Source organism: Burkholderia sp. BCC1972, assembly GCF_905339605.1.
Classification (GTDB): Bacteria; Pseudomonadota; Gammaproteobacteria; order Burkholderiales; family Burkholderiaceae; genus Burkholderia.
Window position 1 is genome coordinate 60,495 of the sequence record NZ_CAJPGH010000012.1, and the last position, 23,359, is coordinate 83,853.

The 23,359-nt window shown below is 69.3% G+C and carries 23 protein-coding genes; 7 read left to right on the forward strand and 16 right to left on the reverse strand.

Translation table 11 applies throughout. The annotated features are described in order from the left end of the window. Nucleotides 1-120 precede the first annotated feature (120 nt). From U5798_RS18495 to U5798_RS18570, 16 genes are all read right to left on the reverse strand, one after another. On the reverse strand, nt 121-738 hold the full coding sequence (locus U5798_RS18495; protein WP_322082823.1) for a DUF924 family protein: 618 nt from the start codon (nt 736-738) through the stop codon (nt 121-123). Then, nucleotides 735-1,466: an alanyl-tRNA editing protein gene (locus tag U5798_RS18500; RefSeq protein WP_322082824.1), complete on the reverse strand. Its 732-nt coding sequence runs from the start codon at nt 1,464-1,466 to the stop codon at nt 735-737. Before U5798_RS18500 ends, U5798_RS18495 begins: the two co-directional genes overlap by 4 nt. A 105-nt stretch (nt 1,467-1,571) precedes the next feature. Next, the gene (locus U5798_RS18505) at nt 1,572-1,982 is read right to left on the reverse strand and encodes a group II truncated hemoglobin (RefSeq protein ID WP_124453029.1); all 411 of its coding nucleotides are present in this window, start codon (nt 1,980-1,982) and stop codon (nt 1,572-1,574) included. Nucleotides 1,983-2,025: 43 nt separating this feature from the next. Beyond that, entirely contained in the window at nt 2,026-4,530 is a 2,505-nt protein-coding gene (locus U5798_RS18510) for an ABC transporter permease (protein WP_415859504.1), read from the reverse strand. 107 nt (nt 4,531-4,637) lie between these two features. After that, complete coding sequence (locus tag U5798_RS18515) at nt 4,638-5,255, reverse strand: DUF4126 domain-containing protein (RefSeq protein WP_124453025.1); 618 nt, start codon at nt 5,253-5,255, stop codon at nt 4,638-4,640. Nucleotides 5,256-5,482: 227 nt separating this feature from the next. Beyond that, the gene (gene sugE, locus U5798_RS18520; protein ID WP_124453023.1) at nt 5,483-5,803 is read right to left on the reverse strand and encodes a quaternary ammonium compound efflux SMR transporter SugE; all 321 of its coding nucleotides are present in this window, start codon (nt 5,801-5,803) and stop codon (nt 5,483-5,485) included. A gap of 162 nt (nt 5,804-5,965) precedes the next feature. After that, nucleotides 5,966-6,247 carry a DUF333 domain-containing protein gene (locus U5798_RS18525; protein ID WP_124453021.1) on the reverse strand — a complete coding sequence of 94 codons (282 nt, stop codon included), beginning with the start codon at nt 6,245-6,247 and terminating at the stop codon, nt 5,966-5,968. 158 nt (nt 6,248-6,405) lie between these two features. After that, the gene (gene kdpE, locus U5798_RS18530) at nt 6,406-7,104 is read right to left on the reverse strand and encodes a two-component system response regulator KdpE (protein WP_124453019.1); all 699 of its coding nucleotides are present in this window, start codon (nt 7,102-7,104) and stop codon (nt 6,406-6,408) included. Next, nucleotides 7,097-9,940: a DUF4118 domain-containing protein gene (locus tag U5798_RS18535; protein ID WP_124453017.1), complete on the reverse strand. Its 2,844-nt coding sequence runs from the start codon at nt 9,938-9,940 to the stop codon at nt 7,097-7,099. The genes kdpE and U5798_RS18535 overlap by 8 nt, the downstream gene beginning before the upstream one ends. 169 nt (nt 9,941-10,109) lie before the next feature. Then, nucleotides 10,110-10,691, reverse strand: a complete 582-nt coding sequence (kdpC, locus tag U5798_RS18540) for a potassium-transporting ATPase subunit KdpC (RefSeq protein ID WP_124453015.1) — start codon at nt 10,689-10,691, stop codon at nt 10,110-10,112. A 25-nt stretch (nt 10,692-10,716) separates the two neighbouring features. Then, nucleotides 10,717-12,801: a potassium-transporting ATPase subunit KdpB gene (kdpB, locus tag U5798_RS18545; protein ID WP_124453013.1), complete on the reverse strand. Its 2,085-nt coding sequence runs from the start codon at nt 12,799-12,801 to the stop codon at nt 10,717-10,719. Between the two features lie 54 nt (nt 12,802-12,855). Next, complete coding sequence (kdpA, locus tag U5798_RS18550) at nt 12,856-14,661, reverse strand: potassium-transporting ATPase subunit KdpA (RefSeq protein WP_124453011.1); 1,806 nt, start codon at nt 14,659-14,661, stop codon at nt 12,856-12,858. Beyond that, complete coding sequence (gene kdpF / locus U5798_RS18555; RefSeq protein WP_006752209.1) at nt 14,658-14,750, reverse strand: K(+)-transporting ATPase subunit F; 93 nt, start codon at nt 14,748-14,750, stop codon at nt 14,658-14,660. The genes kdpA and kdpF overlap by 4 nt, the downstream gene beginning before the upstream one ends. Before the next feature lie 300 nt (nt 14,751-15,050). Beyond that, a complete protein-coding gene (locus U5798_RS18560; RefSeq protein WP_124453010.1) occupies nt 15,051-16,025 on the reverse strand; it encodes a quinone oxidoreductase family protein in 975 nt (324 codons plus the stop codon). Between the two features lie 179 nt (nt 16,026-16,204). After that, entirely contained in the window at nt 16,205-16,597 is a 393-nt protein-coding gene (locus U5798_RS18565) for a methylglyoxal synthase (RefSeq protein WP_059233571.1), read from the reverse strand. 54 nt (nt 16,598-16,651) lie between these two features. Next, a complete protein-coding gene (locus tag U5798_RS18570; protein ID WP_124453008.1) occupies nt 16,652-17,431 on the reverse strand; it encodes an SDR family oxidoreductase in 780 nt (259 codons plus the stop codon). 206 nt (nt 17,432-17,637) lie between these two features. On the opposite strand from U5798_RS18570, the gene upp reads away from it, so the two are divergent. From upp to rlmH, 7 genes are all read left to right on the forward strand, one after another. Then, complete coding sequence (gene upp / locus U5798_RS18575) at nt 17,638-18,288, forward strand: uracil phosphoribosyltransferase (RefSeq protein ID WP_006478229.1); 651 nt, start codon at nt 17,638-17,640, stop codon at nt 18,286-18,288. Nucleotides 18,289-18,505: 217 nt separating this feature from the next. Then, the gene (locus U5798_RS18580) at nt 18,506-19,234 is read left to right on the forward strand and encodes a YebC/PmpR family DNA-binding transcriptional regulator (RefSeq protein ID WP_059233569.1); all 729 of its coding nucleotides are present in this window, start codon (nt 18,506-18,508) and stop codon (nt 19,232-19,234) included. Between the two features lie 105 nt (nt 19,235-19,339). Continuing rightward, nucleotides 19,340-20,620, forward strand: coding sequence for a phosphoribosylamine--glycine ligase (gene purD / locus U5798_RS18585; RefSeq protein ID WP_124453006.1), 1,281 nt, complete (start codon nt 19,340-19,342; stop codon nt 20,618-20,620). Between the two features lie 118 nt (nt 20,621-20,738). Further along, nucleotides 20,739-21,662, forward strand: coding sequence for an oxygen-dependent coproporphyrinogen oxidase (hemF, locus tag U5798_RS18590; RefSeq protein ID WP_124453004.1), 924 nt, complete (start codon nt 20,739-20,741; stop codon nt 21,660-21,662). 39 nt (nt 21,663-21,701) lie between these two features. Continuing rightward, the gene (locus tag U5798_RS18595; RefSeq protein WP_124453002.1) at nt 21,702-22,403 is read left to right on the forward strand and encodes a nicotinate-nucleotide adenylyltransferase; all 702 of its coding nucleotides are present in this window, start codon (nt 21,702-21,704) and stop codon (nt 22,401-22,403) included. Nucleotides 22,404-22,407: 4 nt separating this feature from the next. Then, nucleotides 22,408-22,857, forward strand: a complete 450-nt coding sequence (gene rsfS, locus U5798_RS18600; RefSeq protein WP_124453000.1) for a ribosome silencing factor — start codon at nt 22,408-22,410, stop codon at nt 22,855-22,857. Nucleotides 22,858-22,875: 18 nt separating this feature from the next. Beyond that, a complete protein-coding gene (rlmH, locus tag U5798_RS18605; RefSeq protein WP_006484265.1) occupies nt 22,876-23,346 on the forward strand; it encodes a 23S rRNA (pseudouridine(1915)-N(3))-methyltransferase RlmH in 471 nt (156 codons plus the stop codon). Nucleotides 23,347-23,359: the final 13 nt, after the last annotated feature.

Here is a 23,359-nt window from a genome sequence, read left to right on the forward strand (position 1 = left end):
CAACGGTAGAGCGCGCCCGTCCGGCCGGTGCGCGACCTTTGCGCGATACCCGCCTTCGAGGCACCCGCGCCAATCCGCGGGAACGCCCGGCCCCTGCGCTTTACGCCGCTGCCCGGATCGTCAGAACGACGAACCGGGCTCGCGCAGAAACGCGGTCTCCTCGTCGGTCGAGGCACGACCGAGAATCGCGTTCCGGTGCGGAAAGCGGCCGAAGCGCTCGACCACGGCCGCGTGCAGCAGCGCGAAACGGTGATAGCTCTCGCATCCGGCCTCGTCGCGAATGCCCGCGCACAGGCGCACGGCTTCGCCTTGGCTCTCGACCGATTCGTCGTGCTCGAACGGCAGGTACGCGAACGCGCGGTGATGGCCGCTCGGCAACTGCGCGTCCCAGCCGGCCGCGACGACCCGGCGTGCGAGCGCGAGCGCCTTCGGATCGGCGGCAAACGCGCGCGGCGTGCCGCGATGGATGTTGCGCGAAAACTGGTCCAGCACGACGATCAACGCCAGCGCACCCAATGGCGAGTCGGCCCAGTGATCGCAGGCGCCGTCGCACGCGGCGTCGAGCAACGCGCCGTAGCGCGTGCGCAGCACATCGTCGAACGTCGCACCGCCGTTGAACCACACCTTGCGTTCCTGCCCGAATTCGGCCGAGCCCGGCTCGCCGAACCAGAAATCCAGAATCTCCCGCGCTTGCGGATCCAGCACCGCCGCGCCGGCCTTGCCGGTGTCGATCGTCATGCAAACTCCAGTACGAGGCGCCGTGTCCGCGCGCTCTTCTTTTCCAGTTTCGCGACCCGCAGCCCGCCGATTTCGGACGTGTTGCGCACATGCGTGCCGCCGCACGGCTGCAGGTCGACATTTTCAATGCGCAACAGCCGCACGCGGCCGAGGCCCATCGGCGGCTTCACGCTCATCGTGCGCACGAGTTCTGGCCGCTCGGCCATCTCGTCGTCGGTGATCCATTCGGTCGTGACCGGATGCGCGCCGCCGACCAGCCCCGCGAGGCGCCGCTCGACGTCGTCGCGGTCGATCGCATCGGACGTCGCGAAATCGAGCCGCACGTAGTCGGCCGTCACGCTGCAGCCGTCGACCGCATACGGCAGCACCGCGCACATCAGGTGCGCGGCCGTATGCAGGCGCATGTGCCGGTAGCGGCGAGACCAGTCGATCGCCGCGACCACGCGCGTGCCGGGCGCGAGCGTCGCGACGCTCGCCGCCTGCCCCGGCGCCGGCACGTGCACCGCATCGTCGGGCGTCGCGCCTTCGAACTTCGCCTTGCGCGTATCGGCGATCGCGATCGTGCTGCCGTCGGGCAGCGTCAGCGTGCCGGTGTCGCCGGCCTGCCCGCCGCCGAGCGGATAGAACACCGTGCGGTCGAGCCGGATGCCGTCGTCGCCGACGGCCTGGACGACCGCGTCGCATTGCGTGAGGTACGCGTCTTCGCGAAACAGTGCTTGTGTCGTCATCGGGCGAGCCTCGTGTCCATGGGGGGAAACGGCCAGTGTCGCGCGACGCCGCACGTGCGCCCAGACGCAGATCGCCCGGCGCACGGGCAGCGGCGTACCGGTCGATCAACCGGGCCGGTTGCGCATCCAGTCGGCCGTGTCGTAGAACGAATGCATCAGCCGCTCGCGCAGCGGCTCGGCCAGCCCGACATCCTCCATCGCCCACGCCATGCAGCGCAGCCACTGGTCGCGCTCGACCGACGCGATCGGGAACGGCAGGTGCCGCGCGCGCAGCCGCGGATGACCGAACCGGCTGATGTAGTGGTCGGGGCCGCCGAGCCAGCCGCACAGGAACCAGAACAGCTTGTCGCGCGAGCCGTCGAGCGACGGCGGATGCAGCGCGCGAATTTCCGCGAACTCGGGCTCGAGGTCCATCAGGTCGTAGAAGCGGTCCACCATGTCGCGCACGCGGGCTTCGCCGCCCACGAGCTCGAACGCCGTCGGCTGCGACGGCGCATCGTCATTCACATCGGTCATACGGATAGTCGGAAAACGGGATCTTCGGGGCCGCCGGCGACGCTCATGCGTCGCGCAGCGACTGCAGCGCGGGGCGCCGCAACACATTATGCAGGCTCAGCCAGCCGGCCGCACCGGCGCACGCGACGCCGGCCGCGATGCCGGCCGGCACGAGCCACGGATCGACGGCGAGCTGGAAATCGAACACGCGCAACGCGAGCACCCAGCCGACCGCGATCGCGCCCGCCGATGCCAGCGCGCCGGCCAGCGTGCCGACCACGACGAATTCCGCGCGCTGCACCGCATTGACCTGTGCGCGCGACGCGCCGAGCGCACGCAGCAGCGCGGCCTCGCGCACGCGCTCGTCGCGCGAGCCGGCGAGCGCCGTGTACAGCACCAGCACGCCGGCCGCGAGCGTGAACAGGAACAGGAACTGCACCGCGCCGACCACCTGCAGCATCATCCGCTGCAATTGCGCGAGGATCGGCGCGACGTCGATCGCGGTCAGGTTCGGATAGCGCGCGATCAGCGGATCGAGCAGCGCGGCGTTCGACGCGGGCAAATGGAAGCTCGTCAGGTAGACGGCCGGGAAATCCTTCAGCACCGGCGGTGGCATCAGCACGAAGAAGTTGACGCGGAACGAGCCCCAGTCGAGCTTGCGCACGCTCGTGACCGGCGCGTCGACCGTCAGCCCCGTCACGTCGAAGCGCAGCGTGTCGCCCGGCTTCACGTTCAGCGTCTTTGCAAGGCCGGCCTCGATCGATATCTGCGGCGTGGCCGCGGTGCCGAACCAGTCGCCTTCGACGATCCGGTTGTCGGACGGCAGTTCGGTCGTATACGACAGGTTGAACTCGCGGTCGACGAGCCGGCGCGCCTCGTCGGACGGATACGCATCCGGATTCACCGGCTTGCCGTTGATCGCGACGAGGCGGCCGCGCACCATCGGCGCGGGCGCCGCATCGCGCACGCCGTGCGCGGCCAGATAGGCGGCAACGTCGTCGCGCTGGTCGGGCTGGATGTCGATCAGAAACTGGTTCGGCGCATCGGGCGGCGTCGACTGCCGCCAGCCCGCGACGAGATCGTTGCGCGTGATCGCGATCAGCAGCAGGCACATCAGGCCGAGCGCGAGCGCGGTGATCTGCAGCGCGCTGGCCGTGCCGCGCCGGTGCAGCGACGCGAGCGCATAGCGCCAGCCGACGCCGGCGGCCACGCGCGCGTTGCGTACCGCACGGGCGGCCGCGAACAGCACGAGCCGCGCGATCATCGCGAAGCCGACCAGCGCGCCGGCGAAGCCGCCCGCGACGATCAGGCCGAGCTTCAGGTTACCGGCCGCGACGATCAGCAGCCCCGCGAACAGCACGACGCCGATCGCGTACGCAGCCCATGCGGTGCGCGACGCATCGCCCCACTCGCGTCGCAGCACGCGCACCGGCGGCACGCGCGTGAGCGGCACGAGCGGCGGCAGCGCGAAGCCGAGCAGCAGCACGAGCGCGGCGCCCATGCCGATCAGCGCCGGCCACAGCGTGGGCGGCGGCAGCGCGACGTCGATCAGGCTGCCGAGCGCGGCCAGCAACGCCCAGTGACCGCCGTAGCCGAGCAGCGCGCCCGCGGCGCCCGAGACGATGCCGATCCCGGCGAATTCGAGTGCGAACAGCGCGCCGAGCGTGCGGCGGCTCACGCCGAGGCAGCGCATCGTCGCGCAGCCGTCGAGATGGCGCCGCATGTAGCGCTGCGCGGCCATCGCGATCGCGACCGCCGCGAGCAGCGCGGTCAGCAGTGCGACGAGCGTCAGGAAATGGCGCGCGCGATCCAGTGTCTGCCGCACCTGCGGCTGGCCTTCCTGCAACGACTCGAGCCCGACGCCGCGCAGTTTCCCGCCGTCGACGCGCGCGTGCGCATACGCTTCGAAACGCGCGACGGCCGCTGCGTCGCCGGCGACCAGCAGCCGGTAGGTGACGCGGCTGCCGTAGCCCGTCAGCCCGGTGGCGGCGAGGTCGTCCGCGCGCATCATCAGCCGCGGCGAAAAATTGACGAACGAAAAGCCGCGATCGAGCTCGCGGGCAATCGACGCGGCGACCTTGAACGTGCGCAACCCGACGCGCACCGTATCGCCCGCCTTCAGGTGCAGCGCGTCGAGCAGCGCGGGATCGGCCCACACGGTGCCGGGCGCGGGAATCGCCGCCGCCTTCTGCGCGGCGGCGGCGCCGGCCGGCACGATATCCACGGCGCCGCGCAGCGGATACCCGGGCGACACGGCCTTCACGGCCGCGAGGCGCGACGGTGCGGCCTCGGCCGCCTGCCCGCCCGGGGCAGACGCGATCATGCTCGGGAAAATGGCGGTCGTCGCGGTACGCAGGCCGAGCGCCCGGGCCTGCCGGTCGAACGACGGATCGACGGGACGATCGGCGCGCACGACGAAATCGGCGCCGAGCATCTGGCGGGCGTCGCGTTCGAGCCCCTGGCGCAGGCGGTCGGCGAGGAAACCGACGCTCGTCAGCGCCGCGACGGCCAGCACCAGCGCGAGGACGAGCAGCGTCAACTCGCCCGCGCGCCAGTCGCGCGCGGTCATCCGCGCGGCCTGGCGGATCAGGTCGTGCAGGCCGAAGCGACCGGCATGCGCGGGCCTGTCATGGCCGGGCTGCCCGGCCGGCGGCTGCGCCGCGGGTTGCCGCTCGTTCAATCGCGCTTGCCCCCGATCGAGTTGAGCCGCGACACCATGTGGTTCGCCATCCCGCGGAAGCCGCCCGACACGCCGCGCCACAGGCGCGGCAGCGCCCACGCCGACGCCGCGATGAACGCGGCGAGCAGCACGAGGAACGCGAGCGGGACGAAGAATGCCAGCACGAGCCCGCCGACGACGAGGCCGTCCTCGGTCGACGAGGCGACCCAGTTCGAAATCGGTTCGGGAGACAGGTTGATCAGCGCGCGCGTACCGGCCTTCGCGACGTGCGCGGCACCGGCCAGCGAGCCGCCGGCGAGCCCCGCGACCGCGAGCACGGTCGGATCGGCATGGCCGAGCGCACCGGCTGCCAGTACGGCGCCGGCGGGAATGCGGATGAAGGTATGCACGGCATCCCACAGCGAGTCGAACGCGGGGATCTTGTCGGCCAGGAATTCGGTGATGGTGAGCACGGCCGCCGCGCCGATGACCCACGGCGACATCAGGACGGCCAGCGTATCGGGCAGATGGAGCCAGCCGAACCGCGCCAGCACGCCGGCGATCAGCACCGTCAGGTACAAGCGCAGCCCGCTCGCCCACGCGAGCCCCGCGCCGAGCGAAATGGCTTCGATCATCGCCCTCTCCTTGCACTTTCCGTGCGATTTGCCGATTGATCGGATCGAGTCGGACAGGCCGGCCGCAGGGCGCGTGGCGACCGGCACCGCGTGCCGCGAGAAGCGCGACGGAATTCAGGCCCGAATGCGTTCCATTATAGACAGGCTATCCGGGGGACCGGCGCAATTCCGCAGCGCGATATCGTGGGCGGGCGCGCACTCGGACGCCGACGCCCGAATGCCCCGCGTCAGGCGGCCGACGACAGCTTGAGGCCGATCAGCCCCGCGACGATCAGCGCGGCGCTCGCGACGCGCGCGGCGGTCAGCGCCTCGCCCATCATCACGATGCCGAACACGAACGCCCCGACCGCGCCGATGCCCGTCCACACCGCATAGGCCGTGCCGAGCGGCAACTGGCGCATCGCAACCGCGAGCAGCCCGAAGCTGGCCAGCGCCGTCACGATCGTAAACACCGACGGACCGAGCTTCGTGAAGCCGTCCGACGATTTCAGGCCGGCCGCCCAGGCCACTTCCAGCATACCGGCGATCAACAACCATACCCACGCCATCTCGACGTACTCCGTATCGGATGGGGCCGTCCCCGTTGAAGCGAATGACCCGGGGTCGTCCCCGGGCGGCGCCGAGTATAACAAGTTGCTTACGGACGCATCGACTGCGGGGCAGGCCGACGGCCGATCGGGGGCGCGATCGGCCGGGCCCGGCCAGTTCGGTCAGTTCGACACGCGCTTCGGCGCGCCGCCGCCGACGCAGCGGTCGTCGCGGTACAGCGCCCATTCCTCGCACACGCGGCCATCCTTGAACACGCACATGCCGACCTGCCCGCTCGACAGGTTGCGGATCACATGGCGACCGCCGAGCTTCTCGCAGTTGACCGACGCAGGATTGGCCAGCGCCGCCTTCGCGGGCGGCTGCTGCCCGGGTGGCAGCGGCTGGGCGAACGCGCCGGGCGCGGCGAGCGCCAGCGCACAGATGACGACCAGACGGACGGACATTGCACGCTCCTCGTTTTCGTTCGCGGAACGGTCAGGATAACGGGGAATGAGCGCGCGGTGTGCGAGGCCGGCGCAGGTCACAAAACTGTCGCGCCGGCGCAACCGTGCCGGTGCGCAACGTCATGCGCCCGTCCGCCGCTGGCGCCCGCCCCGCCCCTTCACGCGGCGCCGACGAGCCGGTAGCCGACGCCCGTCTCGGTGACGATGTACTCGGGCTGCGCGGGATCGAGTTCGAGCTTCTGCCGCAGGTGCGCCATGTAGATGCGCAGGTAGTGATGGCTTTCGACGTGCGACGGCCCCCACACGTCGCGCAGCAACTGGCGGTGCGTGAGCACGCGCCCCGCGTGCCGCACGAGCGTCGCGAGCAGCCGGTATTCGAGAGGCGTCAGGTGCACGATCTCGCCGTCGCGCCACACCTGGCGCAGCGCGAGATCGACGATCACCGTGCCGAAGGTCACCTTCGGCGACTCGTTCGCGCCGCCCTGGTTGCGCCGGCGCAGCTGCGCGCGAATCCGCGCGCGCAGTTCGGACACGCCGAACGGCTTGGTCAGGTAGTCGTCGGCGCCCGCGTCGAGCGCGGCGACCTTCTCCTCTTCCTGGGTGCGGGCCGACAGCACGATCACCGGCACCTCGGACCAGCCGCGCAGTTCGCGGATCACGTCGAGGCCGTCGGTATCGGGCAGGCCGAGGTCGACGATCACGAGATCGGGCTTGCGCGTCGCCGCGTCGATCAGCCCCTGCTTGCCCGTCTCGGCCTCGAACACCGCGATGTCCTCCTCTTCGAGCGCGGCGCGCACGAAACGGCGGATCTGCTTTTCGTCCTCGATCAGGACGACGGTCAGGCTGGGTTCACTCATGGTCTGGCAATGACTCGGATGGGGACGATGCGCCCGGCACATCGGATTCGTCGTCGGGCACGGCAGGCGCGGCCGGCGGCGTCTCGATCGGCAGCGTGAACCAGAAGCGCGCGCCCGTCACGCGGCCGTCGGGCGCGGTGCGGTTGAGCGCGCCGATTTTACCGCCGTGCGCCTCGACGATCGCACGGCAGATCGCGAGGCCGAGCCCGATGCCCGGCGTCGCGGACTCCTTCTCGCCGCGCGTGAACTTGTCGAAGATACGCGTTTCCATCCCGGCCGGCAGGCCCGGGCCGTGATCGTCGACATGCACGCGCACGAACGGCAGCCCGTCGTCGGTCACGCGCTCCGCGCCGATCTCGATCGGCGTATCGGGCGGCGTGTACTTCGCCGCATTCTCGAACAGGTTGGTGAACAGGCGCTCCATCAGCACCGCGTCCATCTGCAGCAGCGGCAGGTCGGCCGGCAGCGCGACGCGCGCCGGATGACGCGCGAGCACGCGCTTGCACGCGGCGAGCGCGGCGCCGACGGTCTCCTCGAGCAGCGACCACTGGCGCTTGAGCTGCAGGCTGCCGGCCTGCAGCCGCGCCATGTCGAGCAGGTTCGTGACGATGCCCGTCATCCGCAGCGCCTCGTCGTGGATCGCGTCGACGAGTTCGCCCTCGCGCTGCGCGAACCGCTCGGCCGCCGCCGTGTCGCCGCCCTGCGCGGCCGCGCGCCCGTTCGCGAGCATCGACGAGAAGCCGACGATCGTCGTCAGCGGCGTGCGCAGGTCGTGCGAGATCGCCGACAGCAGCGAGTTGCGCAGCCGCTCGGATTCCATGTTGACGAGCGCGTCGCGCGCGATCTCCACGTAGTGCACGCGTTCGAGCGCGAGCGCGATCTGCGCGGCGAACGCGTCGAGCATCCGCTGCTGCTCCGGCACCTCGAGTTCGCGCGGCTCGCGCGACGCAACCGCGAGCACGCCGCGCGTGCGCATCGGCGCCTTCAGCGGCAGGTACAGCGCGGCCGTCGCGGGCAGCGTGTCGGTGCCGCGTCCGGCCGGCCTCTGCTGGTCGTACACCCACTGGCCGACGTCGCTGTCGAGATCGGCGCCCGTCAGCGTGACGGCCGCATCGGGCTCCTCGATCTTCTGGCGCACCTTGTCCGCGCTGTCGGGCAGCAGGAACGCGACGCGCGCACGGAACACCTCGCCCACGTGGCGGCTACCGATCTCGACGATCTGCTCGGTCGTCAGCGCCGCGCCGAGTTCGCGCGCCATCGCGTAGATCGCGCCGGTGCGGCGCTCGCGGCGCTGCGCGACGCTCGCCTGGCGCGTCAGCGTCGACGTGAGGTGACTGATCACGAGCGAGGTCAGCAGCATCCCGAAGAAGGTCAGCAGGTATTGCGTGTCGCTGACCGAGAACGACATGCGCGGCGGCACGAAGAAGTAGTCGAACGCGGCCACCGACAGGAACGACTGCAGCACGCCCGGGCCGCGACCGAGCCGCACGGCCGAGAACACGACGCCGAGCAGGTACAGCATCACGAGGTTCGTCAGGTCGAGCCGCTCGGACACGAGGCTCGCGACGACCGTGATCGCCGCGCAGATCGCGGCCGCATACACGTAGTGCCGCGGCGGCGAACGGTGCGTGCCGAACTGCGCGAACGCATCGCGCCAGTCGCGCGCCCGCGCATCGAGCGGCGCGGCGCGCGCCTCGTCGCTCGCGGACGCACGAATCAGCATCAGGTCGACATCGCCCGCGCGTTCGGCGAGCTGCTCGCCGAACGGCCGCGCGAGGCGGCGCATGAGCCCGGCCTTCGGCGAGCCGCCCGCGACGATCTTCGACACGTTGCGCACCTTCGCATAGCCGATCAGCGCGGCCACCGCGTCGGCGCCGGCGAGCGTGGCCGTTTCCGCGCCGAGTTCGGCCGCGAGCTTCAGCGCATCGAGCGTGCGCTGCCGCCGCGCATCGGGCAGCCGCTGCAGGCGCGGCGTCTCGACATAGACGGCCAGCCAGTCGGCCTTCAGGCTCGCGGCGAGCCGCGCGGCCGCGCGCACGAGCGTCGGCGCCTCGGCGCCCGGCCCGACGCACACGAGCAGCCGCTCGCGCGCCTGCCAGATCCGCTGGATCGAGCGGTCGGCGCGGTATTCGCGCATCTGCGCGTCGACGCGGTCGGCCGTGCGCCGCAGCGCGAGTTCGCGCAGCGCGATCAGGTTGCCCTTGCGGAAGAAGTTGCGCACCGCGCGCTCGGCCTGCTGCGCGAGGTAGACCTTGCCGTCGCGCATCCGCTCGAGCAGCTCCTCGGCCGGCAGGTCGACGAGCGTGACTTCGTCGGCCGCATCGAACACGCGGTCGGGCACGGTCTCCCACACGCGGATGCCGGTGATCGCGCCGACCACGTCGTTCAGGCTTTCGAGGTGCTGGACGTTGACGGTCGTGTACACGTCGATGCCCGCGTCGAGCAGCTCGTAGACGTCCTGCCAGCGCTTCAGGTGCCGCGCGCCCTGCACGTTCGAATGCGCGAGCTCGTCGACGAGGATCAATTGCGGCGCACGCGCGAGCGCGCCGTCGAGATCGAATTCGGCGAGCGTGCGGCCGCGATAGTCGATGCGCGCGAGCGGCAGCACGTCGAGGCCGTCGAGCAGCGCGGCGGTCTCGCCGCGGCCATGGGTCTCGACGATGCCGACGACGACGTCGACGCCTTCCTGCAGCCGCTGGCGCGCGGCCTGCAGCATCGCGTAGGTCTTGCCGACACCGGCCGATGCGCCGAAGAAGATCTTGAGCTGGCCGCGCCGCTGCTTTTCTTCGTCTCGCTGCAGCTTGTCGAGGAGTTGGTCTGGATCGGGACGGTTCATGCGTCAGGAAAGCGGAGCGCCCGGATGCGCGCGAGTACGAGCATTGTTGTTCCAAATCGCCGCAAAAGGCAAAGACGGCGCAAGCGCCGTCGGGAAAAGGCGCGTCCGGCGCGGATCATGCCGCACCGGACGCCGGACACCGGTCGTCGCCGGAAGCCCGGCCGCGCGCTCAGTGCGCGGCCTGCGCCGCGTCGAGCGCGAGGTTCAGCTTCAGCACGTTCACGCGCGGCTCGCCGAGCACGCCGAACTGGCGGCCCGCCGTGTTCGCGGCGACGAGCTGCGCGACCGCGTCCGGCGCCAGGTTGCGCGCCTTCGCGACGCGCTCGACCTGGTACGCGGCGGCGGCCGGCGTGATCTCCGGATCGAGGCCGCTCGCCGATGCCGTCACGAGGTCGACCGGCACGGGCTTCGACAGGTCGGTGCCGGCGTCGCGCAGCGCGGCGATGCGCCCCTTCACCTGGTCGGCGAGCGACGGGTTCAGCGGGCCGAGGTTCGAGCCGCCGGAGCCGGTCGCGTTGTACGGCATCGGCGCAGTGGCCGACAGCCGGCCCCAGAAGTACTTCGGCGCATCGAACTGCTGGCCGATCAGCGCGGAGCCGACTGCCTTGCCGTCCTTCTCGATCAGGCTGCCGTTGGCCTGCGACGGGAACACGGCCTGGCCGAACACGGTCATCACGGCCGGGTAAGCCAGGCCCGTCACGGCGGTCAGGACGACGAAGAGCACGATGAGCGGGCGAATCAACGTTTTCATGATGTTTCCTTCAAGTACGGCCGGATCAGGCCCAGCCGAGTGCGGCGAGCGTCATGTCGATCAGCTTGATGAACGGGAACGGCAGCAGCACGCCGCCGAGGCCGTAGACCAGCAGGTTGCGGCGCAGCAGCGACGCGGCGCCGAGCGGCCGGTACGTGACGCCCTTCAGCGCGAGCGGGATCAGCGCGACGATGATCAGCGCGTTGAAGATCACCGCCGACAGGATCGCGGACGCCGGCGACGTCAGGTGCATGATGTCGAGCACGCGCAGTTGCGGGTAGGTCGTCACGAACGCGGCCGGGATGATCGCGAAGTACTTCGCGATGTCGTTCGCGATCGAGAACGTCGTCAGCGAGCCGCGCGTCATCAGCATCTGCTTGCCGATCTCGACGATCTCGATCAGCTTCGTCGGATTCGAGTCGAGGTCGACCATGTTGCCGGCTTCCTTCGCGGCCTGCGTGCCGGTGTTCATCGCGACGGCCACGTCGGCCTGCGCGAGCGCCGGCGCGTCGTTGGTGCCGTCGCCCGTCATCGCGACGAGCCGGCCGGCGGCCTGGTGTTCGCGGATCGTCGCGAGCTTGGTTTCCGGCGTCGCTTCCGCGAGGAAGTCGTCGACACCGGCTTCCGCGGCGATCGCCGCGGCCGTCAGCCGGTTGTCGCCCGTCACCATCACGGTCTTGATGCCCATCTTGCGCAGTTCCGCGAAGCGCTCCTTGATGCCGCCCTTCACGATGTCCTTCAGCTCGATCACGCCGAGCACGCGCGCCGCCCCTTCGTGCAGGTCGGCCACGACGAGCGGCGTGCTGCCGCGGCGCGCCACCTCGTCGACCGCACGGCGCACTTCCTCCGGGAAGCGGCTGCCGTGCGTCTCGACGTAGCGGCGGATCGCATCGGCCGCGCCCTTGCGGATTTCGCGGCCGGGCAGGTCGACGCCGCTCATCCGCGTCTGCGCGGAAAAACCGAGGAACGTCGCATGCAGTTGCGCCATGTCGCGCTGGCGAATGTTGAAGCGCTCCTTCGCGAGCACGACGATGCTGCGGCCTTCCGGCGTTTCGTCGGCGAGCGACGACAATTGCGCGGCATCGGCCAGCGCTTCCTCGGTCACGCCCGGCGCCGGCACGAACGTCGACGCCTGGCGGTTGCCGAGCGTGATCGTGCCGGTCTTGTCGAGCAGCAGCACGTCGACGTCGCCAGCCGCTTCCACCGCGCGGCCCGACGTCGCGATCACGTTCGCCTGCATCATCCGGCTCATGCCGGCCACGCCGATCGCGGACAGCAGGCCGCCGATCGTCGTCGGGATCAGGCACACGAGCAGCGCGACGAGCGCGGTGATCGTCACCACGTGGCCGGCCTTCATCGCCTCGACCGAGAACATCGAGAACGGCAGCAGCGTGGCAGTGGCCAGCAGCATCACGATCGTCAGCGCGACCAGCAGGATCGTCAGCGCGATCTCGTTCGGCGTCTTCTTGCGCTTCGCGCCCTCGACCATCGCGATCATCCGGTCGAGGAATGCCTCGCCGGGGTTCGCGGTGACCTTGACGACGATCCAGTCCGACAGCACGCGCGTGCCGCCCGTCACCGACGAGAAGTCGCCGCCCGACTCGCGGATCACCGGCGCGGATTCACCGGTGATCGCCGATTCGTCGACCGACGCGACGCCGTCGACGACCTCGCCGTCGGCCGGGATCACATCGCCGGTCTCGACCAGCACGACGTCGCCTTTACGCAGGTCGGACGCGGTCGTGATGCGGATCGGCGACTTCGGATGCGGCTCGTTGAGCTTCTTCGCCATCACGTCCTTCTTCGCGCTGCGCAGCGAGGCCGCCTGCGCCTTCGAACGCCCTTCGGCGAGCGCCTCGGCGAAGTTCGCGAACAGCACGGTGAACCACAGCCACAGCGCGATCGCGAGGATGAAGCCCGCGGGCGCCTCGGCCTGGCCGGCGAGCGCCGCGATCCACAGGATCGTGGTCAGGATGCTGCCGACGTACACGCAGAACATCACCGGGTTGCGGAACTGCGTGCGCGGCGTGAGTTTCTTGAACGAGTCCACGATCGCGGGGCGCAGCAGCGCCGGATCGAACATGGACCGTGTTGCGGAATGTTGAGTCATTGCGATCTCTTCAAGCTCTTCAGTCTTTTCAATGTGTCGCCATGCGGGCGCGCATCACGCGCCCAGCCACATCATCAGGTGCTCGACGCCCGGGCCGAGCGCAAGCGCCGGCACGTAGGTCAGCGCGCCCACCAGCAGCACGGTGCCGAGCAGCAGCACGACGAACAGCGGACCATGCGTCGGCAGCGTGCCGCTCGTCACCGCAATGCGCTTCTTCGCGGCGAGCGAACCGGCGATCGCCAGCACCGGCACGATCGTGCCGAAGCGGCCGAACCACATCGCGATCGCGGTCGTCCAGTTGTAGAACGGCGTGCCGACCGTCAGGCCCGCGAACGCGCTGCCGTTGTTGTTCGCGGCCGAGCTGAACGCGTAGAGGATTTCCGAGAAGCCGTGCGGGCCGGGGTTCGCGATGCCGGCCTTGCCCGCATCGGCGAGCACGGCAATCGACGTGCCGACCAGCACGAGCAGCGGCGTGAGCAGCACGACGATCGACACCATCTTCATCTCGTACGCTTCGATCTTCTTGCCGACGTATTCCGGCGTGCGGCCGATCATCAGGCCGGCGACGAACACCGCGAGCAGCGCGAACACGAGCATCCCGTAGAGGCCCGAGCCGACCCCGCCGAACACCACTTCGCCGAGCTGCATCAGCAGCATCGGCACGAGGCCGCCGAGCGGCGTCAGCGAATCGTGCATCGTGTCGACCGCGCCGCACGATGCAGCCGTGGTCGCGACCGTGAAGATGCCGGTCTGCGCGATGCCGAAGCGCGTTTCCTTGCCTTCCATGTTGCCGCCCGGCTGCAGCGCGTTCGCCGACTGGTCGACGTGCAGCGCGGCGAGCGTCGGGTTGCCGCCCTGCTCCGCATTCACCTCGACGCCGATCGCGATCACGAATGCGACCGTCATCGCCGCGAGCACCGCGATACCCTGCCGGCGGTCGCCGATCATGCGGCCGAACACGAGGCACAGCGCGGCCGGGATGATCAGGATCGCGAAGATCTGGATGAAATTCGCAAACGGTGTCGGGTTCTCGTACGGATGCGCGGAGTTCGCGTTGAAGAACCCGCCACCGTTGGTGCCGAGCATCTTGATCGCTTCCTGCGACGCCACCGGGCCCATCGCGAGCGTCTGCTTCGTGAGCGGGGTCGGCACCGTGACCGCGTTACCCTTGTCGTCCTTCACCGGGTTGCCCTGCGCGTCGAGCTTCGGCGCCGCATAGGTGCTCGCCTGCAGCACCGGCACGTCCTGGTAGGCCTTCATGTTCTGGATCACGCCCTGGCTCATCAGCAGCGCGGCGATCACGACCGACATCGGCACGAGCACGTACATCGTCACGCGTGTCAGGTCGACCCAGAAGTTGCCGATCGTCTGCGCGGTGTGGCGTGCGAAGCCACGGATCAGCGCGATCACGACGACGATGCCGGTCGCCGCCGACAGGAAGTTCTGCACGGTCAGGCCGAGCATCTGCGTCAGGTAGCTGACGGTCTGCTCGGGCGTGTAGTCCTGCCAGTTCGTGTTGGTGACGAAGCTGACAGCCGTGTTGAACGCGCCGTCGACCGTCATCGCGCCGAATTGCTGCGGGTTGCCGGGCAGGACGCCCTGCAGGCGCAGCAGGCCGTAGAGGAACAGCGCCCCGAGCGCGTTGAACGCGATCGTCGCGACCGCGTACTGCTTCCAGTTCATCTCGCTGCCGGCGTCGACGCCGGCGATGCGGTACAGCGCGCGTTCGAGCGGCCCGAACACGCGCACGACGCGCGAGCTGCCGTCCATCACCGCCGACAGGTAGCGCGCGACCGGCACGGCCGCCGCGAGCAGCACGACGATGAAGAGCAGCGTTTGAAAGAGATTGTTCGCGTTCATTCGATGTCCTCCGCGCGCAGCAGCGCAAAGACGAGATACGCGAACAGCAGGGCCGTCGAGGCGCCCGCCAGCCAAAGCATCCAGGTCATGCCCGCCCCCCGCGACCGTATTGCACGAGCTTGTCGCAACCGGCAACCAAGCCGAGGATCAGCGCGGTGAAGAGCACCAGAGCGCCGATGAAAACCCCATCCATTTTGTGTTCTCCGTCGTCGAAATCAGACGACTAGAACATTATGGGAACGCACGTAAAGGACGGGTCAAAGGTGTCGGGGCGGATATAAAAAACGTGTAAACACGCGGACGGGGCAAACCGGGAGGCGGGACGGACGGCGCCGCAGCGCCGCCCGCATGGGCGCGTGCCGGCATGACGCCGGCACGGGGGGGAAGGCTCAGGGAACGAGGATCGTCGAGCCGGTGGTCTTGCGCGCTTCGAGATCGGCATGCGCCCGACCGACTTCCGCGAGCGGATAGCGCTGGTTGATGCTGGTCTTCACCTTGCCCGACAGGATCACGTCGAACAGCTCGGCGGCCCCGGCTTCGAGATCGGCGCGCTTCGCGATGTACGAGAACAGCGTCGGCCGCGTGAAGAACAGCGAGCCGCGCGACGAGAACTCCTTCGAGTCGATCGGCGGCAGCGGGCCCGACGCGCTGCCGAAGCTGACGAAGTAGCCGAGCGGCGCGAGGCAGTCGAGCGAGCCGAGGTAGGTGTCCTTGCCGATCGAATCGTAGACGACCGGCACGCCCGCGCCGTTCGTGATCTCCTTCACGCGCTGCGTGAAGTTCTCGCGCGTGTAGACGATCGGGTGATCGCAGCCGTGCGCCTTCGCGAGTTCGGCCTTTTCGTCGGAGCCGACCGTCCCGATCACGGTCGCGCCGAGCGCCTTCGCCCACTGGCACACGAGCAGGCCGACGCCGCCGGCCGCCGCGTGGATCAGGATCGTGTCGCCGGCCTTCACCGGGTAGGTGCGGCGCAGCAGGTAGTGCGCGGTCAGGCCCTGCAGCATCACCGATGCCGCATCGTCGTAGCTGATGCCGTCGGGCAGCTTCACGAGCCGCTCGGCCGGCATCACGCGCTCCTGCGCATACGCGCCGGGCGGCTGCCCGACATACGCGACGCGGTCGCCCACCTTGAGCGCGGTCACGCCGTCGCCGACGGCCGTCACCTCGCCCGCCGCCTCCATCCCGAGGCCGCCGGGCAGCGGTTGCGGATAAAGGCCGGTGCGGAAATACACGTCGATGTAGTTGAGCCCGACCGCGTGCTGCCGGATGCGGACTTCGCCCGCCTTCGGCTCGCCGACCTCGACATCGACCCACTTCATCACGTCCGGGCCGCCCGGCTGGTCGTATCGGATTGCTTTCGGCATCGTTTCGCTCCTCGTCTGTCAATCGGTCAGAAAAATCGGGGTCGCCGATGCGCGGGCCGGCCGATTCATGCAGGAACCGGGCGGCAGGTGCGCGTCGCGACGCACGATTCTCGCGCGTCGCCACCGTCCGTGCATGGCCCTGCCGCGAGCAGGGGCAATCGGCCGCGGTGCGTGACCAGCTAGCAAACGTCCTGCATGTTGCGCGCCAGGTCGTCGAGCAGCATGCGCGCGGTGGCGACGTTGGTCGCAACCGGCACGTCGTGCACGTCGCACGCGCGCACGAGCGCGGTGATGTCGGGGTCGTGCGGCTGCGCGGTCATCGGGTCGCGCAGGAACACGACGATGTCGACGCGGCCCTCGGCCAGTTCCGCGCCGATCTGCAGATCGCCGCCGAGCGGGCCCGACAGCTTGCGCTCGACCTCCAGCCCGTGCGCGGCCGCGATGCGGCCGCCCGTCGTGCCCGTGCCGACCAGCCGGCATTGCGCGAGCGTCGCGCGATACTCGCCCGCGAGCGCGACGATCTCGTCCTTCTTCGCGTCGTGCGCAATCAATGCGATGCGGGGTTTGCTCATCTCCAGTTCCTTCGTCGTTCGGTTGTCGTCGTGATCATGAATCGCAAGGCGCGGTCAGAACGTCCCCGGATACGCGCCGCCGTCGAGCAGCCAGTTCTGCCCGGTGATGTAGCCGGCATGCACGCTGCACAGGAACGCGCAGGCGGCGCCGAATTCGGCGCGCGTGCCGAGGCGGCCGGCCGGAATGTCGTGCGCGCGCCGCGCGCGCATTTCGTCGACCGTCACGCCCTGCGCCTTCGCCGATGCGGCGAGCGTCGTCGCGATCCGGTCGGTGTCGAACAGCCCCGGCAGCAGGTTGTTGATCGTCACGCCCTGCCCTGCGACCTTGCGCGACAGCCCGGCGACGAAACCGGTCAGCCCCGAGCGCGCGCCGTTCGACAGCGCGAGTACGTCGATCGGCGCCTTCACGGCCGAACTCGTGATGTTGACGATCCGGCCGAAGCGGCGCGCGATCATCCCGTCGACGGTCGCGCGGATCAGCTCGATCGGCGTCAGCATGTTCGCCTCGAGCGCGCGGATCCAGTCGTCGTGCGAGAAGTCGCGGAAGTCGCCGGGCGGCGGGCCGCCGGCATTGTTCACGAGAATGTCCGGCTGCGGGCATGCGGCGAGCGCGGCCGAGCGGCCTTCCGGCGTCGTGATGTCGCAGGCGACTGCCGTGATCGACACATTCGACGCCGCGCGGATCTCCTCCGCGGTTTCCTCCAGCGTGTCGCGCGTGCGCGCGACGATCACGAGGTTCACGCCCTCGGCGGCCAGCGCTTCCGCGCAGCCGCGACCGAGACCCTTGCTGGCCGCGCATACGAGCGCGGTCTTTCCTTCGATACCGAGATCCATCGTCGACTCCCTGGTGGCGACGCGCGCCGGGACGTCCCCGCCGCGCCGGTGGACGGCGAACGGGCGGGCGCGGCGCGCGGATTGTCGTGAGACGTCGATAATATCCGGATCATGCGGCGCGCCTTGGTAAAATTGCGGCCATAAGCGGCAGCCGGCTTGCGCCCGCCGCCGCCCCGATCCCCTTTTGCCGCCAGCGCGCCCCCGTCATGAAACAGGACAGCCGTTTCCCGAATCTCTTCATCACCGATCACCCGCTGATCCAGCACAAGCTCACGCACATGCGCGACAAGGACACGTCCACGCGCACGTTCCGCGAGCTGCTGCGCGAAATCACGCTGCTGATGGGCTACGAGATCACCCGCAACCTGCCAATCACGACCAAGCGGGTCGAAACCCCGCTGGTGGCGGTCGACGCGCCCGTGATCGCGGGCAAGAAGCTCGCGATCGTGCCCGTGCTGCGCGCGGGCATCGGGATGTCGGACGGCCTGCTCGACCTGGTGCCGTCCGCGCGCGTCGGCCATATCGGCGTATATCGTGCCGAAGACCACCGCCCGGTCGAATACCTGGTGCGCCTGCCCGACCTGGAAGACCGCATCTTCATCCTGTGCGACCCGATGGTCGCGACCGGCTATTCGGCCGTGCACGCGGTCGACGTGCTCAAGCGCCGCAACGTGCCGGCCGCGAACATCATGTTCGTCGCGCTGGTCGCCGCGCCCGAGGGCGTCCAGGTGTTTCAGGACGCACACCCCGACGTGAAGCTGTTCGTCGCATCGCTCGATTCGCACCTGAACGAGCACGCGTACATCGTGCCCGGCCTCGGCGACGCGGGCGACCGCCTGTTCGGCACCAAGAACTGAGCGCCGGCGCGGCCGCGCGGCGCGCGGCCCGGTCCGCGGCGGCCTGGCCGGCCGTTCGGCCAGGCGCGGCGGCCCCGAACCGGCGGTCGCCGCGTGATAAAATCACGATCCACTCGATACGCGCGGCCCCGCGGCTTCATGCCCGCCGACACGGCCGCCGACTCAACGACACATTGAAACAATCGCCCGCGCAGCGCGCCCGGGCACGGAGAAAGGTATGGCTGGTCATTCGAAATGGGCCAACATCAAGCATAAGAAGGCAGCGGCCGACGCGAAGCGCGGCAAGATCTGGACCCGCCTGATCAAGGAAATCCAGGTCGCGGCGCGCCTCGGCGGCGGCGACGTCAACTCGAACCCGCGCCTGCGTCTCGCGGTCGACAAGGCAGCCGACGCGAACATGCCGAAGGACAACGTCAAGCGCGCGATCGATCGCGGCGTCGGCGGCGCGGACGGCGCGAACTACGAAGAAATCCGTTACGAAGGCTACGGCATCAGCGGCGCGGCGATCATCGTCGACACGCTGACCGACAACCGCACGCGTACGGTCGCGGAAGTTCGCCACGCATTCTCGAAATTCGGCGGCAACATGGGCACCGACGGCTCGGTCGCGTTCATGTTCGATCACGTCGGCCAGTTCCTGTTCGCGCCCGGCACGTCGGAAGACGCGCTGATGGAAGCCGCGCTCGAAGCCGGCGCGAACGACGTGAACACGAACGACGACGGCTCGATCGAAGTGCTGTGCGACTGGCAGGAATTCTCGAAGGTGAAGGACGCGCTCGAAGCCGGCGGCTTCAAGGCCGAACTCGCCGAAGTGACGATGAAGCCGCAGAACGAAGTCGAGTTCACCGGTGACGATGCGGCGAAGATGCAGAAGCTCCTGGACGCGCTCGAGAACCTCGACGACGTGCAGGACGTGTATACGAACGCCGTCATCATCGAGGAATGAGATGCCGGCCGTCGCGCGCAGCGTTGCGACGGCGGCCCGACCGATTTCGCGGCCGGCGCGCCTGAGCGTGCCGGCCGCCCTGTTTTCTAGTCTGCGGGGAATCCCATGAAACTACTCGTCGTCGGTTCCGGCGGCCGCGAACATGCGCTGGCGTGGAAGCTCGCGCAATCGCCGCGCGTCCAGATGGTCTACGTCGCGCCCGGCAATGGCGGCACGGCGCAGGACGAGCGTCTGAAGAACGTCGATATCACGTCGCTCGACGCACTCGCCGATTTCGCGGAAAGCGAAGGCGTCGCGTTCACGCTCGTCGGGCCGGAAGCACCGCTCGCGGCCGGCATCGTCAACCTGTTCCGCGCACGCGGCCTGAAGGTCTTCGGCCCGACCCGCGAAGCCGCGCAGCTCGAAAGCTCGAAGGATTTCGCGAAGGCGTTCATGAAGCGCCACAACATTCCGACGGCCGACTACGAAACCTTCGCCGATGCGACGGCCGCCCACGCGTACATCGACGCGAAGGGTGCGCCGATCGTCGTGAAGGCCGACGGCCTCGCGGCCGGCAAGGGTGTCGTCGTCGCGATGACGCTGGAAGAAGCGCATGCAGCGGTCGACATGATGCTGTCGGGCAACAAGCTCGGCGATGCCGGCGCGCGCGTCGTGATCGAGGAATTCCTCGACGGCGAGGAAGCGAGCTTCATCGTGATGGTCGACGGCAAGCACGCACTGGCACTGGCTTCGAGCCAGGACCACAAGCGCCTGCTCGACGAAGACCGCGGCCCGAACACCGGCGGCATGGGCGCGTATTCGCCCGCGCCGATCGTCACGCCGCAGATGCACGCACGCGTGATGCGCGAGATCATCATGCCGACCGTGCGCGGCATGGAGAAGGACGGCATCCGCTTCACGGGCTTCCTGTACGCGGGCCTGATGATCGACAAGGACGGCAATCCGCGCACGCTCGAGTTCAACTGCCGGATGGGCGACCCGGAAACGCAGCCGATCATGGCGCGCCTGAAGAGCGATTTCTCGAAGGTCGTCGAGCAGGCGATCGCGGGCACGCTCGACACCGTCGAGCTCGACTGGGACCGCCGCACCGCGCTCGGCGTCGTGCTGGCCGCGCACGGCTATCCGGACGCGCCGCGCAAGGGCGACCGCATCAACGGGATCCCGGCCGAGACCGAACAGGCCGTGACGTTCCATGCGGGCACGACGCTCGGCGAAGGCGACAAGCTCGTAACGTCGGGCGGCCGCGTGCTGTGCGTGGTCGGCCTGGCCGATTCGGTGCGCGAAGCGCAGCAGCATGCGTACGACACGATCAACCAGATCAATTTCGAGGGCATGCAGTACCGCCGCGACATCGGCTTCCGCGCGCTCAACCGCAAGAGCGTGTGACGTCGCCGTCGCCGCCCCGTCCTCGCGCGGCGGCGGCTCCTCTGCCGGGGTTCGATAGAATGCCCGGCAGATGCCTTTTTTACGGCCCCCGCTTCGGGCGGGGGCACCCAGTCCAGACATGACCGATTCGACCTACGACGTGGCGCGCGTGCGCACGTACCTCCAGGGCCTGCAGACACGCATCGCCGACGCGCTCGGCGCGCTCGACGGCACGCCGCTCGCCACCGACACGTGGCAGCGCGGGCCGGACGAACGCCTGCGCGGCGGCGGCTGCACGCGGATTCTCGAAGGCGGCCGCGTGTTCGAGCGCGCGGGGATCGGCTTTTCCGACGTCGCGGGCGACGCGCTGCCGCCGTCGGCGAGCGCGGCGCGCCCGCAGCTCGCGGGCCGCGGGTTCGAGGCGCTCGGCGTGTCGCTCGTGCTGCATCCGCGCAATCCGTACTGCCCGACCGTCCACATGAACGTGCGGATGCTGATCGCGACGAAGCCCGGCGAGGAGCCCGTGTTCTGGTTCGGCGGCGGCATGGATCTGACACCGGTTTACGGTTTCGAGGACGACGCGCGTCATTTCCACCAGACCTGCAAGGATGCGCTCGACCCGTTCGGTGCCGAGCTCTACCCGCGCTTCAAGCAGTGGTGCGACGAATATTTCTTCCTGAAGCACCGCAACGAGATGCGCGGCATCGGCGGGATCTTCTTCGACGATTTCTCCGAGCCCGGATTCGAACGCTCGTTTGACCTGATGCAAAGCGTCGGCGATGCGTTCCTGCAGGCTTACCTGCCGATCGTCGAGCGCCGTGCCGAGCTGCCGTACGGCGAGCGCGAGCGCGACTTCCAGGCGTATCGTCGCGGCCGCTACGTCGAATTCAACCTCGTGTTCGACCGCGGCACGCTGTTCGGCCTGCAAAGCGGCGGCCGCACCGAGTCGATCCTGATGTCGATGCCGCCGGTCGCGAACTGGCGCTACAACTGGCAGCCCGAGCCGGGCACGCCCGAAGCGCGCCTGTACAGCGACTTCATCGTGCCGCGCGACTGGGTCTGAGCCCGCGCGCCCCGCTGCCCCAAGGAAAGGACGCCGTTTCTGGACACCACCGCCCGCCCCGCCCCGCTGCCGCGTCGTATCGGCTTGCTGGGCGGTACTTTCGACCCGATCCACGACGGCCATCTCGCGCTCGCGCGCCGGTTCGCCGAGTTGCTCGGCCTGACCGAACTCGTGCTGCTGCCCGCCGGGCAGCCGTACCAGAAGCGCGATGTGTCGGCCGCCGAGCACCGGCTCGCGATGACGCGTGCGGCCGCCGGGTCGCTGTCCGTGCCGGGCGTGACCGTGACCGTCGCCACCGACGAGATCGAGCACGCCGGCCCGACCTACACGGTCGAGACGCTCGCGCGCTGGCGCGAGCGGATCGGCCCGGACGCGTCGCTGTCGCTGCTGATCGGCGCCGACCAGCTCGTGCGGCTCGACACGTGGCGCGACTGGCGCAAGCTGTTCGACTACGCGCACATCTGCGTGTCGACGCGCCCGGGTTTCGACCTGGGCACGGCGCCGCCGGACGTTACGCGGGAAATCGCCGCGCGGCAGGCCGGCGCCGACGTGCTGAAGGCCACGCCGGCCGGCCACCTGCTGATCGATACGACCCTTTCGTTCGACATTGCCGCGACCGACATCCGCGCCCACCTGCGCGAATGCATCGCGCGCCATGCGCAAATGCCCGATGCGTCGGCCGAGCATGTGCCGGCCGCCGTATGGGCCTATATTCTTCAACATCGCCTCTACCATTCCTGAATCCATGGATATTCGCAAACTGCAGCGCGTGATCGTCGACGCCCTCGAAGACGTCAAGGCGCAAGACATCAAGGTGTTCAACACCAGCCACCTGACCGAACTGTTCGACCGCGTGGTCGTCGCATCGGGCACCTCCAACCGCCAGACCAAGGCTCTCGCGTCGAGCGTGCGCGACAAGGTCAAGGAAGCCGGCGGCGACATCGTCAGCTCCGAAGGGGAAGACACCGGCGAATGGGTGCTGGTCGATTGCGGCGACGCGGTCGTGCACATCCTCCAGCCGGCCCTGCGCCAGTACTACAACCTCGAGGAAATCTGGGGCGACAAGCCGGTGCGGATGAAGCTCGGCGGCGGCAAGGGCCCGAACGGCTTTGCCACGGCCAGCGAAGACGAGGAAGACGAAGAGGAAGCCGCGCCCGCCCGTCCGGCGCGCAAGACGGCCGCCCGCCGCCGTTAAGCCGTCACGCGTCTTCCGATGAAGCTTTTCATCCTCGCGGTCGGCCACAAGATGCCGGGCTGGATCGCATCCGGCTTCGACGAATACACGAAGCGGATGCCGCCCGAGCTGCGCATCGAGTTGCGCGAGATCAAGCCCGAACTGCGTTCGGGCGGCCGCAGCGCCGAAAGCGTGATGGCGGCCGAGCGGCAGAAGATCGAGGCGGCGCTGCCGAAGGGCGCGCGCCTCGTCGCGCTCGACGAGCGCGGCCGCGACTGGACCACGATGCAGCTCGCGCAGGCACTGCCCGGCTGGCAGCAGGACGGCCGCGACGTCGCGTTCGTGATCGGCGGCGCCGACGGGCTCGATCCGGAACTGAAAGCGCGTGCCGACGTGCTGCTGCGCATCTCGAGCATGACGCTGCCGCACGGGATGGTGCGCGTGCTGCTCGCCGAACAGCTTTACCGGGCGTGGAGCATCACGCAGAATCACCCCTACCACCGCGCATGACGTGTCGTCCTCG